A 12,384-nucleotide genomic window follows, 5' to 3' on the forward strand; every position below is an offset into this window, starting at 1 on the left:
GCCCGTATTCATAGCGAACACCCGCGTTAGCTGGCTCCCGCCAGCTCTCGGAAACTTCCGCAGGACTCCGTACCGACTCCGTACTCAGCCTCCAAATTTTTGTTGGCAAAGCCTTGATTGTTGCCGCTGACCGGAACTTGACACACCGGGGGTCAATATTCGATCAGCGCCAACAGGCCCTGCTCAGCGCGCCTTTCTGACCGCGTCGAAATAGAATCCATCCCAATGGACGACGATGCGGCCGGGGGCTTTGAGATAGACGCGGGTGCAGCCGGCATCGATGGACGTCACAGGATCGGGCAGCCCCATGTTCACCGAGCTGACATGGCCCTCCTCCCGGAAGGACTTGGCGAGGTCGTCCACGCTACGCTCGTAGGATGGCCCATCGCATGTCCGTTTTCCGATTTTGAAGCGGTCCTTGGCGATCAGCACCTCCTCGCCGAGCATGGCCTTGGCTTGGCGGTCCGACATCGCGGCGATGTCGGCCGAGTCGAGCACCTTCGCGAGGCGCCATCGCCCGTAGATGTCCGCGTTGTCCTGGTCGGGCCGCCCCGCCGCGTCGGCGGACCACGCCCCCGCCGGCCCGAGCAGCAGCGCCGCCAACGCGAGACGGCCAGCGGCTTGGCGCGCGTTCAAAAACAAGTCGGAGAATCGCATGTCGATCCCTTCATTGGCTGGATGGTTGGGGAGCAGCCGCGCACGCGGCCGCTCGGGCAAGGCTACTGCGAAGGCGCCCGGAACGGCGCGCTCTCCTCGGCGCGCCGTCCGATGAGGCCATGGGCGACGACCTTCTTCCGGCCCTTCTTCGTCCGCACCGTCATGTAGATCGTTCGGGAGATCGCGCTCGCGGCGCCTTTGAAATCGCCATGGTCGACCAGCCAGAGCGCGTTGTCGGCGCCGCTCACGCCCGCGTTGTAGACGAAGCTGACCAGCGCGTCGAACTGCTCCTGGCTCAGCGCCTGGTGGGACACTTTCCGGTGGACGACCCTCTCCGCATCGGCGATCCGAGACGCAAAGGCCGCCTCGACCTCGGCCGGCCCCACCTTCGTCTTGAGCTCGGCATCGGAGCAAGGCCCCTTGTGCGCGAGCGTGCCGGCGCCCCAAGTGCAATTGCCGCGACCGGGCCTTCCGCCATCGTCGTAGTAATAGTATTTGGGGTCTTCGGTCTTGCGCAGGCGCGCCTTGCCGGCGGAGCTCATCCGCAGCTTGGAGTTGTCGGCTTTGGGGGGATTCGAGGCGTCCGGCATGGCTTCCTCACTGGTGGTTGGCGGGTCGTTTGAATCGGCTAGGCCGCCTTCCAAGGCCGCCTAGCCAAACTCTACGCTCGCCAAGCCGCGCCTGCCCTGACGCCGCTCAAGGGTCCGCGCGGCGCCTCGCCAGCCCCTCGGGCGGGCCGCCGCGCGGGACACCGGCGCGCAGGCTTGGCCCGCCGCGAGGAGGTCCTTTGAGCGACCTCAACGGCGGCCGCCCTGGGAGGCGAATAATGGCATGGCGCTCGGCGCCGCCGCGCGCGCACCGACCAGGAGAAGGCCATGGCGATCGACGTCTATCTGCGCATCGACGGCATCAAGGGCGAGTCCAACGACGACCGCCACAAGGATTGGATCGAGTGCAAGTCCGTCCGCTGGGAGCTCTCGCAGCCCAAGTCGGCGACGGCTTCGACCGGCGGCGGGCACACGGCCGAGCGGAGCGAGCACGGCGACATCGTGGTCTGCAAGCTCTCGGACCTCTCCACGCCATTGCTCTTGCAGACCTGCTCGTCGGGCAAGACTATTCCGAAGGCCACCATCGAGTTCATGCGCGCCGACGCGATGGGCGAGCGGGTCATGTATTTCGAGATCGCATTGGAGAACGTGCTGATCGGCGGGGTGTCGCCGGCAATCCGGGAGGGCGACATCCTCGGGGAGCACGTCGCGTTGAAATATTCAAAGATCAAGTGGCGCTACACGCGGCAGACCATCTCCGGCGGATCGGCCGGCAACACAGCCGGGGGCTGGGATCTTTCGACCAATCGAATCGCTTGACTAGCTTGCCATAACGCGCCCAGCTAAGATCGCCGAAGCGCAGGGTAGCCGACGCAAGCCGGAGCTGCACTGTTCACGTCCCGCTTAGAGGGGGGCATCTCGCGCCCATGTCGAGGTCAGCGACACCGCTTGGCCTTCGCCGATGCCCAGAGCGCGCCTCAAGAATTGGTGGGGAGGCCAAGCGTCAAGCAGGCGTGGCCGACAAAGTGACAAGCCTTTTCACGAGGCGCAAACGAGCCATCTGTTGGTCGATCGTCCCCAAATCCGTCGCGGTGGACATGAAATCCCTCCACTCGCTCGCCTTGGAAAATTTGAAGTGATTGATGATGATGAAGCCGAGCAGAGCTTCAACGAATACGCACATTTGAAAATTCTTGACATCGATCCCGCCGGGCTTCACCCCCGCATGAACGTGGGAATTCCTAGCTGCCCTCAGCGACCGCAACTGAGCCTTGGCGACATCGCCCTCCGCGAAAAAAAACGCGGTCCGCCTGATGATTTCCTTCGCGTCGTCCGCTCCGGTTATCAGTTCCAAGCAAAGCCACAGGGCCACAAAGCGCGCCTCTTGGTCCACCTTGTCTATGGCGGCGACATAGCTGAGGAGCGCCTTTCCGCAAAAATTGTGATATTGATTCGTCGCCTTGTTGAGCTTGGCGATCAATGCTCCAACCTTTTTTTCAATCACGTCAAAGCCCTTGATTTCAATGGGCTTCTCATGATTCGACGCGTCCTCGTGCCAATGCGCGCTCCTGGTCATGCTTCCATCGGGAAGGTGAACCGTGTGGATGTTGCCAACCTTCACGACCGCCCCGGAGCTGTGCGTCTCATCCGATATCATCGAAAACAACGCGATTTTCTTCTGAATGTGAAGCTGCCAGAGGCCTCGATAGATCGACAAAGAGTCCATGGCCTCGGTGAAGGCCGTGAGGTCATTGATCGCCCGGACCCGAATGACCACACTGGCGGACGCGCAGGCGCTGAGGGCGGGGTACTTGAGATGGCAGGCGGCCATGTCCGGCCGCATATGGAATATCCGGAGTTCGATTGTATTCGTGCGAATGTCAGGTGATGAACTGGTGGCCGCCTTGCCTGATGGCCGTCAAGTATGTCATACGGGTGCCGACGAGCTGGCCAACATGTTGCTGGCCGAAGGCGTCGCGGCTGAGGATGTTCGAATGCCAGACTGGCACGAGGGAGGGATTGCACTATCCACCGTACAAAAGCTGGCAATCTGGAGCCGGATGCGCGCTGCGGGGCAAAGGTGAAGGTTTATGGGGGCGACCGGATAGGTTGCATGTGTACCATGACAAAAGGCGTGTTGGCCCCCTTTGGCATGGCATCATAACTTGAACGAGCTCTAGGCGCGCCAAGCGACGCGGCCACCATTTAGCGAGGTGGCCATGCAGCCCACGATGTGAGTGACACACTTAGGTGGCGACCAGCTCGGCGATTTTTGCCGCAACTACCGCCATTGAGTCTTCCGCAGTGCTCAAGCCGCTCCGTGAGGCGAGCATAGGACTGACATTGAGGAGAGCGTCATACGTCGTGTTGTGCACGATTGGGACGAGTTGATTGCGCATCAGCAGTACTGCAAGCTCTTTGTCGGCGACGCCCTCTCTCGGAAGGCTGGCCAGCAACTCAGGGGTCACCAGCACAAGTCCGATTCGCGAGTTCGCTAAGCCCTTGTCGATGGCGCGCATCATCGGCACCCCAAGCGCGAGGTCATTCTCGCTGAACCAAACTTTTACGCCGGCTGCCACGAGCAAGTCTCGCAGCTCCTTGGCCGCCCCTTGTCGGCCCACGCGTGGCACAGGAAGACGTCACGAAGGTCAGGTTGCTGCGCTGCGCGCGTTTCAACTGTTTCGCGGATTGGTGTAAGTGACTGCACTTGGGCAGTCGTGTATGACAAGGACGAACCCGCCCCCGACCAGCGCGGCCTTGAGCTGCTGGATCTACCGCCGCCGCTGCTGCTGCCATAACTGGACCCGCTGCTGCTCGGCGAGGAATAGGGCGAGCTGTAGCCGCTATAGCCATAGCTACTGCGGTAACGGCACGCAGGGCACTGGGCAGCCGCGGCCGCTGAGCTATGACCGCGAACTGGTGCTGTGCATCTAGCCATGTCGTAATCCTTCCATTTGTAATCACTACTTTAAGTTGAGGTTAAGCAGCCGCCGACGATAGCGGGCAGTCGAAATGGTTCAGCGTACGAACCAGCTGATTTTTAGCCGGACAGTGATTCGCTATGCTCTTGGCCGCGTTGTTTCTATTAGAGTCCACGATCTTCATCTTCAAGATCCAGCGGAATGGTCTTTCCAAAGCGCGGATGAATCCGATTCATCTTAGAAATAAAATCTGGATAGTCATTCGACAATTTCATGGCGGTGACAACCGACGCCAAATGCTCTTTCAGCTTTGGGTGACCGACCTCTGCGGTAAGACGACGGTGCAGATGCGCCTTTTTTTCATCTTTTTTCGCCTGCTTCTTCAGCTCATCGAGAAGGCCTGGAGCCAAACGCTCGTAGACGATATCGTTGGTCAGTAAGCCAAAATACTTCGGGCGGAATTTTGGGTTTTCCGGCGGATATGGAAGACCACGCAGACGGAACATTTGTTCGTAGAAGTCAGCAGGGAACGTTTGCATATACGGCTGAAGCGCCTTCGCAACAAAGGCTTCCAAAATCTTGGCCAACGAATCTTTTGCACGGTCACGCTGATATCCCGTTGCTTCGTCAACCAGCGCGATGATGCCAACCCTGGCAAAACCACGCACCAGTATCTCTGCCTGGTCGGCAATATGCATTTGGTGTGGGCGTAAAGCGCCAGCCTTTCGGGCCTCTAGAACTGCATCGCAGATCTCAGGCAGCACGTCAGCTTCGTAGCCAGTTGCCGCAGTACCTCCATGGGGAGCCTGGAAGCGAATCGACGTTGACATCCTGTTCAAAAGCTCAGGAGATATGAACGGACTAATGTACTTCCCGTTCACAAATTGGACTAGTCGATCTCCTTCGCCACCGCCTGCGCCACCAATCGACATTCCCATTGCACGGACCATCCCGCCCAGGGAAAGTACACGACGTCCATCATCAAGAACGTAGCATGAAATCTCCAGATCACCGATTCGAAGGGGATGATCAGCTGAGCCGTGCGTCGCTTTGGGCAAAGATGCCAGCTCTTTTTTCGCGGCGTTCGCTTTTGCGGATATTTCTTTTCGTTGTTCCGGCGTAAGTGCCGACGCGCGAGCCTTCCCGCCCGCAGCTTTACCCTTCGGTGGTGCGACCTCCGATTGCGCAAACAAGTCGGACGTAGCAGTTTTCGGTTTTTTCGTGGCTGCCATGATGGCTCCCAGGGAATTAATGTATCTGCATAAAATATGCCCCTAGAACAAAATGCAAGGAACTCCTTGCATTTATATGAAAATTTAGCTTTTTCGTTAAAAACCACAATCGCGATATCAATGCAAGGTATCTCCCGTCATGCGCATCCTGCTGGCGGGATTGCACTGCAATTAGAAAACGGATTCGCGGCACCTTCCCCTGATCGCGCCTCGCGGCCGTAGAAAGCCGGTGCCGGCGATTTGAGTCAGGGCGAAGGCCCTGATGCCCGAAGGGCACCGGCACGCGTCATGGGCGCATGTAGGAGCGTTTTGGCCGGTCGTCCCGGCCAGCGACGATGCGATCCAGTCACATGCGGGGGCGCACCTGGTGCTGATCGTCGCGCCCCAGCTCCTCAAGGTGACGCTGCAGTCGTCCCCATGCTGCAGGTAAGTACGATTGATTCAAGGGCGCAAGGAATAGCGGACCATCCATCCAAGACGCTACGCCGTCAGCATCCCACCCTGACTCGAATAATCTGAAATCCAAGTCCTCACCGATGCCCTTTTCGTCAATGAGTTCGGAATATGAATCGAGGTTGTAAAATGAAACGTCATCTGCCGGGCAACCGTACAACGCTCCAATCAGGCGCGAAATCTTGACCGCAGCACTTTGGCGATCACTAGCTTCAACAAACACGGCCGTCTCGTATGGCCAGAAGCAATAGGCTCGGAAAAGCGAGGTCTTATTCATTTACTCACCCCAGCTTCCGAGCCAGGTCCTTGGCGCGCGGATGGTAATATCGCTTCAGCATGGACAATGTCTTGTGCCCGGTGACTGCGGAGAGCTCAAGCACATTGTCGAGCTTCTCAGCCAAACGGCTAGTCCCCTCGTGCCGAAGGTCGTGAAAATGCAGGTTCTTGATTTCTGCTCGTTCCGCAGCACGCACGAATGACTTTTTGACGGCGTCGGCAGTGGTGGGAAATACCTGGCCTGAGATATGACGCGGAAGGGACTGCAGGATGCCGTGCGCCTTGGTGGTGAGCGGCACATCACGCGACTCGCCGTTTTTCGTGTCATGCAGCCGCACGTAGCGGTCAGCGAGAAACACGTCGCCCCCACCGCAGCGACAATATTTCACTTCGGCGCATCGCGGTCTCGATCGCCAACACGACAAGCGGATAGATCCAGGGATTTCGGGTTCCGCCTTCGTCGTAGTAGCCCTTAACCGTGCGGACGCTCGGCATCAGCTCCGCTAACAGCCGCTGAACTTCATCGGGCGACAAGCGACGGTTCCGCCCTCTGCTCTCTGGTGGACGTCGAATCATCGCCACAGGATTTTCGATGTGGATTCCCCACTCTTTCCGAGCGACGTTTATCACATGGGAGATCAGGCCTAGGTCTCGGTTAGTGGTCGAGCCCGAAACCTCCTTGAGCCGACGGTCACGCCATTCGGCCAAGACTTTGCCCGACAGCCCAGCGACCTTGTACTGGGCGATTGGGTCACGCTGCAAGGACGCAATTCGATAGCGCTCAGAGTTCGCACCCTTCTTGCTCTCGGATACCTCAATAAGGTATCGGCCGAGTAGATCGCCCAGGGTATTTTTCTCAGCCTCGCTGCGGTCGATAAAAATTCCGCGCACCATCTCGGATTCGATGACCGAAACCCAAGCGCGAGCTGCAGCTTTATCAGGGAATGTTTTAGAGAGTTTAGGCCAGCCCTTACGTCGGATCTGGACCTCAAATTGACTACCACGTTGACGAATCGTTGCCACCACTAGCTCCTTGCCACTAAGTTGTGGCAATTTTGTGGCAAGTGGTCCGATTCAACGGAGGACAGATATTGAGGGTGTTTAGAAAAACACTTTGAAATCAATACCTTGAAACTGGTGGGAAGTGCAAGTTTCGAACTTGCGACCCCTGCAGTGTGAATGCTCAACCGAGAGACCGCCGGAGCTTCCCGAAGACAGTTTTCATAGGAAACGCCTGCATTTGACGGCTCCTCGCGACTCCCGAAAAGCCCGACCGGACTCCGTACTGACTCCGTACTCGCCCTCCGAATTTACTTTGGCAAGGCGCATACCACCCTCGGCCATACTGAGCAGCAGCGGCTGTCACATCACTCCAATCGACTATATCTCGCCCCTTGGCTTACCAAGTTCAACGAAAGCGCGTTGGCCTTCGCCTCAGGAAGGCGGAAATGCCATCAATGAAATCTTCGCATTGGGTCGCAACGGCGAATACGGCGTGGCTGTCGCTGGTTTCGCGCGAACGGCGTCCCTACCCGAGTTTGCCCAATATCTTTTTCGAGCGCTGCAAGTTGACCTACACACCAGCTTGGCCTCCGCATCATGTACTGGCTGCCGGGCTGGCGCTACGCGAAGGGTATCTAACGTGACAGGTCGCCACTACTGGCTGCGTATCGAATAAATGAAGCGCTAACTCGCAGCCTCACAAAACTTCGTCTACGCATTCATCGAGCTGTATCATTAGCACTTCCCCGGCCACCAAGCAATAATGCAAGTCATAGTGTGAGCATCCATGTTCGACAAACACGATCTTCGTGTACCCATCCCCTTCCTCTGGCTGCGGCCCTGGTAAAGCATGGCGCAACGAAAACCGTAGCACTGTTTCCCTGAGAATGGATTAATTCGGCCGCGCGTCTCCATCAGCCTCGGCCGGACCCACTGCTCATACCACGCCGCGTAGCGGCTACCCTTCGCGACGCCATCGGGTGCCCCCAGCCCGCCCGCGATATCTGGAATGGTCAATGCGCTCATCAGCGCCAAGTAGTACAGCTCGGAATCAACAGCTTTTCGTGTCTGGGCAATAAGTGTACGCATGTCAGTCGGCGATCAGCGTCTGAATGATCGGGCAGCCGTCGTTACGTTCTTCGCTGCCGCACCGAGCGACCATTCCTTCGAGCGCGATTTTCATCGCCTGCAGATCGGTTAGTTTTGACTCCACCATCGCACGCTTCCTGGCCGCCAGGTCGCGCGTGCTGCTACAGGCCAGCGAACCTTCCAGCCTAAGCAAACTCGAAATTTCGTCGAGCGCAAATCCCAGTAGCTGTGCCCGTTTGATGAACCGGATCCTGCGGATATCTCCGTCACTATAGGTGCGGTAGCCGCCATGCGGACGTATTGGTTCGTCGATCAGCCCGCTGCGTTGGTAGAACCTGACCGTCTCCACATTCACCTTGGCGGCGGCGGCCAGACGCCCGATCGTCATTTTTTCATCCATTCGCTTGACTCCGTATATATGTACGGAGTTTATCCTATTCTTGTTTCAAACCAATGGGGAGTCGGTATGGCAATAGGAACGAAAAGCACCTTGGCCGCAGGGATATTGACGGCCCTTGGCGCGTCGGCTTGCTGCGCCGGCCCGCTCGTTCTTCTGCTGCTCGGCGTCGGCGGCGGTTGGGCAGCGCTCCTGATGGCATTCGAACCTTATAGTTCCCATTTGACAGGGTTGACGCTGCTTTTGCTCGGGACGGCTTTCTACAATTTATACGTGCGCCGTCGCGCTTGCGCGCCGGGAGACGCGTGTGCGTCCGATCGCGTCATCAGGAACCAGCGCATCGCGTTCTGGCTTGTTACCTTGCCGGTGTTACTACTGCTGGCATTTCCCTTGTATGCCTCGTTGTTCTATTGAAAAGGATGTCCTCATGCGTATTTACTCATTCCTCGTCGGGGTTCTGCTGGCTGGATCGGCCTTTGCAGGTGTGCCACAGACCATTACCCTCAACGTGCAAAACATGACCTGTCCGGCGTGCCCGATCACCGTCAAGAAAGCGCTGGAACAGCTCCCCGGTGTAAGCGATGTGAAGGTGGATTTCGAGCACAAGACCGCGACGGTGCGTCTTGATATGGACCGCGCAACTATCGCCTCACTGACCAAAGCGACCGCCGATGCAGGCTTCCCATCGACGCAAGGGAAGTAACGCGATGGCCGAGGCGATTCTAGAATCCACGCTGACCTGCCCACATTGCGGGTTGAGCAAACAGGAGCGCATGCCGACGGACGCGTGCCAGTTTTATTACGAGTGCACCGGTTGTGCCGTCGTGCTACGGCCAAAGGCGGGCGACTGCTGCGTGTTCTGCTCCTACGGGACAGTGAAGTGCCCGCCGATCCAGCTGCAGCGCGGATGCTGCGGCTAAAAGCGGCACAGGAATCTCCTTGAGAGCGGACCAAGATCGACGTAGCTCACGCAAAAACAGTTATTTGGACTCAAAAACGATTACAAATCTGCTTTTGTGATATCAGGCAAGGAATGGTCACTTGCCTGCCTGGGGAGCGGTAGACGTAGCTGCGATCTTGTCGAGATAAGCCCAAAACTGCTCTCCAATTTGCTCCTTTGCCTGCACCTTCGCGTTAGCCTGGGCCAGCAAGAGCTCCGACTCACGGACCTGTGCCTTGATCGGCGCGATCTGGTCGTTGGTATCCTTCAGCTGTTCGGTCAGTAGTTCAGTTTCGGCGATTTTACTGATCAGTTGGCGCTCGGTATCCGAGGCGCGCACCTGCAGCCGTTTGCCAACGTCGTCATCCATCCGATTTCTCTAGTTAAATTCCGGAAGCGCGAACAGTGATCTGGTGCCTTGGTGCGGCCACGAGGCCACGGCGATGACCTCATTACCACGTGCATTAGTACCAATCACCACGTTAGGGCCGAGGACAGTTTCACCGGCCACATGAAAAAGCGTGCCTACCTGTTCGCCATCGCGTAGCTTTCCAACAACCGTCTCAACAGGCACTATTTGCTCGGGACCAATCCAAGTTGGCTGCGGTACGGCCGTATTGTCAGGCACCGCCACCACGCCCGGCACGCTGAGCGCCAACATCGCCCAGCAGCAGTGGTTCGCTGACCTGTTCAGCAAAGTTGCCCAATCATTCAGGCGCTGATCGACGACTGACACACCCCTTCTCCGGACAGGTCTGCGACTTACTATCCGATGCTATTCAAGCTTGCAGTAACAGTAAACAAATTGCTGCGTGGTGCCGAACGGCGTCTGATGCGTTTCCCGTTGACTTTCGATCAGATGAAAACTTGCCCCGAACTGATCGTGGAGGGATGCGGCGTCATATCGAACTACCTCAAGCCCACTGCATTGCTCAGGCCCCTCGGGCGCGAAGGTAGCGACGATCACGTGCCCGCCCGGCTTGACAGCCTTCGCCACCTGGCGCACGTACATGGCACGCTGTTCAGGTTGTGTAAGGAAGTGGAAAACGGCGCGGTCATGCCACACATCGTAGCGATGAACGGGCATGTCGGCCCGCGTGATGTCGCCCGCGCCCCATTGGACGGCATTGGACAAGGCCCCCAGCCTTTGCTGAGTAACGTGAAGGGCCGTGGCCGATAGATCAAACACGGTGAGGTCCCGGTAACCCAAACTTAACAGGTCATCAACCAGGGTCGATTCGCCGCCGCCGACATCGATGATCGCGGCCTGCTTGTCGCTGGTGGCTTTCTGAATCAATGCCAGAGACCTGTCCAGATGGGCGCTATACCAGCTTACCGCATCCGGCTCTTTCGTCTGATAGACCCGTTCCCAATGACTCTGGTTAGCATTCATACTTCCCTCATTTTTTGCGTAGTCTTTATGATTTATTGCTTACTTCAAGCCGGATTCGGATTTAGACGTAACGCGCTTTAGCTGCTCAAGTTTAATCGCGACCGGCTTTGTGATCGGAACTACCGGATCCGGCTCTCGCAGCGCCACAAACGCCTGTTTCAGGATATCTATTGCAGAACTAAGAAATAGCCCTGCAATGATTAAGCCCACAACAATGTCTGGCCAGTGCGACTCCAGAAAGTAGCTGCCGCCGACGGCCAGCAGGACTCCAATGTTGGCCATCAAGTCATTGCGCGAGCAAAGCCAAGTAGAGCTCATATTCAGGTTGTCGCCACGATGCGAGAAAAGTAAAACAAAGCATAGCAGGTTGGCGGCCAAGGCAATCATGCCGATTGCGCCCATCGTGACAAGAGTTGGCATACTCGGATGCACGATTTTGTATCCGGCCTCACCCAGCACGGCCACGCCAAACACCAGCATGAAACCACCTTTAACAGCGGCGGCACGGGCATGCCACCGCGCCGACTTCGCCAACACAAATAGACTGAACCCGTAGACTAACGCGTCGCCCAGCATATCGAGTGAATCGGCCAGCAGCGAGGTCGAGTTGGCCACCATTCCACCCACGCCCTCCACGCAAAACATCAACGCATTGACTACAAGAACTATCCATAGCACCATGCCGTGACGCTCTCGCATCGCGTCGATCTCACAAATTTTATCTTCACAACAGTTAGCCATTTCGTTACTGTCTCCGTGTTGACAACCGGCTGGTCTCTTGCGTTTGGGCGCGATGGCGCGTGCAGGCACAATTGGGTAGCATCTTCCATCGATTCTACACGCCGTTCTCGATCAGGTGCCCTCTCCCACGATCATAGCAAATAGGTTTCGAGCGAATTGCAACTCAAGTCACACCAGATATGACGGCGGCGTGGCGGTGGGCGCGACGCATGCGGCATGGTTCCCACCCACCGCTGGACCGCCTTAAACATTTGAAGCCAGGTTAAATTGTCGCCAGCAGATTATCTATTGGCGTTCGGGGATGACTTCGCGGCATCTACCTTGGCCTGCTGTTCGGCATGCAGCAGGCGTTGCTGGTTCTGCCATGGCGTCGCTTGCGCGCGGGGGCCATGATCCAGCGGGAGCGCGGTATGTTTCGTCACGCCAGTACTGGCGCAGGCGGTCAGCGCTAGGGCGGTGCCCATGGTCGCCAGTGTGGTTAAGAGCTCGTTCATGATGAATTCCTCAAAAAAGTGATTGATGCTTGGCGCCATCGTTAGGCGCCGTTTGCAAAATTGGATAGCCGTGTTTAGCCAGCTGCCGGCAGCAGATGCCGTGGGCAGAAAGGCGATCTTCATTTCGTTACCGACGATCAAACGTCTTGGCGCCAGCGGGTATCGAAGGTTTTTCAGATGTTCACGGCACAACCGGCAATCCATCTGTCATCGGATCACGCGGGTGCGTACATCGGTCTAG

19 protein-coding genes are annotated in these 12,384 nt (G+C 57.5%); 5 read left to right on the forward strand and 14 right to left on the reverse strand.

All coding sequences use genetic code 11. The annotated features are described in order from the left end of the window. Positions 1-183: 183 nt before the first annotated feature. Both KVP70_RS22610 and KVP70_RS22615 read right to left on the reverse strand, forming a co-directional pair. On the reverse strand, positions 184-657 hold the full coding sequence (locus KVP70_RS22610; RefSeq protein ID WP_217944553.1) for a hypothetical protein: 474 nt from the start codon (positions 655-657) through the stop codon (positions 184-186). 62 nt (positions 658-719) lie between these two features. Beyond that, complete coding sequence (locus tag KVP70_RS22615; protein WP_217944554.1) at positions 720-1,247, reverse strand: glycoside hydrolase family protein; 528 nt, start codon at positions 1,245-1,247, stop codon at positions 720-722. 285 nt (positions 1,248-1,532) lie between these two features. Here KVP70_RS22615 and KVP70_RS22620 point away from each other — a divergent pair, with 285 nt between their 5' ends. Then, positions 1,533-2,024: an Hcp family type VI secretion system effector gene (locus KVP70_RS22620; RefSeq protein ID WP_217944556.1), complete on the forward strand. Its 492-nt coding sequence runs from the start codon at positions 1,533-1,535 to the stop codon at positions 2,022-2,024. A 184-nt stretch (positions 2,025-2,208) separates the two neighbouring features. Here KVP70_RS22620 and KVP70_RS22625 read toward each other — a convergent pair whose 3' ends face one another. Further along, positions 2,209-3,036, reverse strand: coding sequence for a hypothetical protein (locus KVP70_RS22625; protein WP_217944558.1), 828 nt, complete (start codon positions 3,034-3,036; stop codon positions 2,209-2,211). On the opposite strand from KVP70_RS22625, the gene KVP70_RS22630 reads away from it, so the two are divergent. After that, positions 3,035-3,289 carry a hypothetical protein gene (locus KVP70_RS22630; protein WP_217944559.1) on the forward strand — a complete coding sequence of 85 codons (255 nt, stop codon included), beginning with the start codon at positions 3,035-3,037 and terminating at the stop codon, positions 3,287-3,289. The two genes, KVP70_RS22625 and KVP70_RS22630, sit on opposite strands and share 2 nt — an antisense overlap. Positions 3,290-3,451: 162 nt before the next feature. On the opposite strand, the gene KVP70_RS34385 is transcribed toward KVP70_RS22630, so the two are convergent. From KVP70_RS34385 to KVP70_RS22655, 6 genes are all read right to left on the reverse strand, one after another. Beyond that, the gene (locus KVP70_RS34385; protein WP_262311714.1) at positions 3,452-3,784 is read right to left on the reverse strand and encodes a TIR domain-containing protein; all 333 of its coding nucleotides are present in this window, start codon (positions 3,782-3,784) and stop codon (positions 3,452-3,454) included. Between the two features lie 506 nt (positions 3,785-4,290). Next, positions 4,291-5,358 (reverse strand): P63C domain-containing protein, encoded by a 1,068-nt coding sequence (locus tag KVP70_RS22640; protein ID WP_217944560.1) that lies wholly within the window; start codon positions 5,356-5,358, stop codon positions 4,291-4,293. A gap of 346 nt (positions 5,359-5,704) precedes the next feature. Then, positions 5,705-6,088: a hypothetical protein gene (locus KVP70_RS22645; protein WP_217944561.1), complete on the reverse strand. Its 384-nt coding sequence runs from the start codon at positions 6,086-6,088 to the stop codon at positions 5,705-5,707. Between the two features lie 4 nt (positions 6,089-6,092). Further along, positions 6,093-6,446: a site-specific integrase gene (locus tag KVP70_RS34390; protein WP_332844084.1), complete on the reverse strand. Its 354-nt coding sequence runs from the start codon at positions 6,444-6,446 to the stop codon at positions 6,093-6,095. Next, a complete protein-coding gene (locus tag KVP70_RS22650) occupies positions 6,433-7,110 on the reverse strand; it encodes a site-specific integrase (RefSeq protein ID WP_229225031.1) in 678 nt (225 codons plus the stop codon). The genes KVP70_RS34390 and KVP70_RS22650 overlap by 14 nt, the downstream gene beginning before the upstream one ends. A 1,069-nt stretch (positions 7,111-8,179) precedes the next feature. Beyond that, complete coding sequence (locus KVP70_RS22655) at positions 8,180-8,578, reverse strand: MerR family transcriptional regulator (RefSeq protein WP_217944563.1); 399 nt, start codon at positions 8,576-8,578, stop codon at positions 8,180-8,182. A 66-nt stretch (positions 8,579-8,644) separates the two neighbouring features. On the opposite strand from KVP70_RS22655, the gene KVP70_RS22660 reads away from it, so the two are divergent. From KVP70_RS22660 to KVP70_RS34395, 3 genes are read left to right on the forward strand one after another with little or no spacing between them, the layout of a single operon-like run. Further along, on the forward strand, positions 8,645-8,989 hold the full coding sequence (locus KVP70_RS22660) for a mercuric transporter MerT family protein (protein WP_217944565.1): 345 nt from the start codon (positions 8,645-8,647) through the stop codon (positions 8,987-8,989). Between the two features lie 13 nt (positions 8,990-9,002). Next, a complete protein-coding gene (locus tag KVP70_RS22665) occupies positions 9,003-9,278 on the forward strand; it encodes a heavy-metal-associated domain-containing protein (RefSeq protein ID WP_217944566.1) in 276 nt (91 codons plus the stop codon). 4 nt (positions 9,279-9,282) lie between these two features. Then, on the forward strand, positions 9,283-9,495 hold the full coding sequence (locus KVP70_RS34395) for a GDCCVxC domain-containing (seleno)protein (RefSeq protein ID WP_229225032.1): 213 nt from the start codon (positions 9,283-9,285) through the stop codon (positions 9,493-9,495). Between the two features lie 117 nt (positions 9,496-9,612). Here KVP70_RS34395 and KVP70_RS22670 read toward each other — a convergent pair whose 3' ends face one another. From KVP70_RS22670 to KVP70_RS22690, 5 genes are all read right to left on the reverse strand, one after another. Beyond that, positions 9,613-9,885, reverse strand: a complete 273-nt coding sequence (locus KVP70_RS22670; RefSeq protein WP_217944567.1) for a hypothetical protein — start codon at positions 9,883-9,885, stop codon at positions 9,613-9,615. A gap of 9 nt (positions 9,886-9,894) precedes the next feature. After that, positions 9,895-10,251, reverse strand: a complete 357-nt coding sequence (locus KVP70_RS22675) for a hypothetical protein (RefSeq protein WP_217944568.1) — start codon at positions 10,249-10,251, stop codon at positions 9,895-9,897. A 39-nt stretch (positions 10,252-10,290) separates the two neighbouring features. Continuing rightward, a complete protein-coding gene (locus KVP70_RS22680; protein ID WP_217944570.1) occupies positions 10,291-10,908 on the reverse strand; it encodes a class I SAM-dependent methyltransferase in 618 nt (205 codons plus the stop codon). Positions 10,909-10,947: 39 nt separating this feature from the next. Further along, positions 10,948-11,649 carry a cation diffusion facilitator family transporter gene (locus KVP70_RS22685; protein ID WP_217944571.1) on the reverse strand — a complete coding sequence of 234 codons (702 nt, stop codon included), beginning with the start codon at positions 11,647-11,649 and terminating at the stop codon, positions 10,948-10,950. A gap of 281 nt (positions 11,650-11,930) precedes the next feature. After that, positions 11,931-12,266: a hypothetical protein gene (locus tag KVP70_RS22690; protein WP_217944573.1), complete on the reverse strand. Its 336-nt coding sequence runs from the start codon at positions 12,264-12,266 to the stop codon at positions 11,931-11,933. Between the last annotated feature and the right edge of the window lie 118 nt (positions 12,267-12,384).

This window comes from Duganella violaceipulchra (assembly GCF_019166075.1).
Taxonomy (GTDB): Bacteria; Pseudomonadota; Gammaproteobacteria; order Burkholderiales; family Burkholderiaceae_D; genus Rugamonas; species Rugamonas violaceipulchra.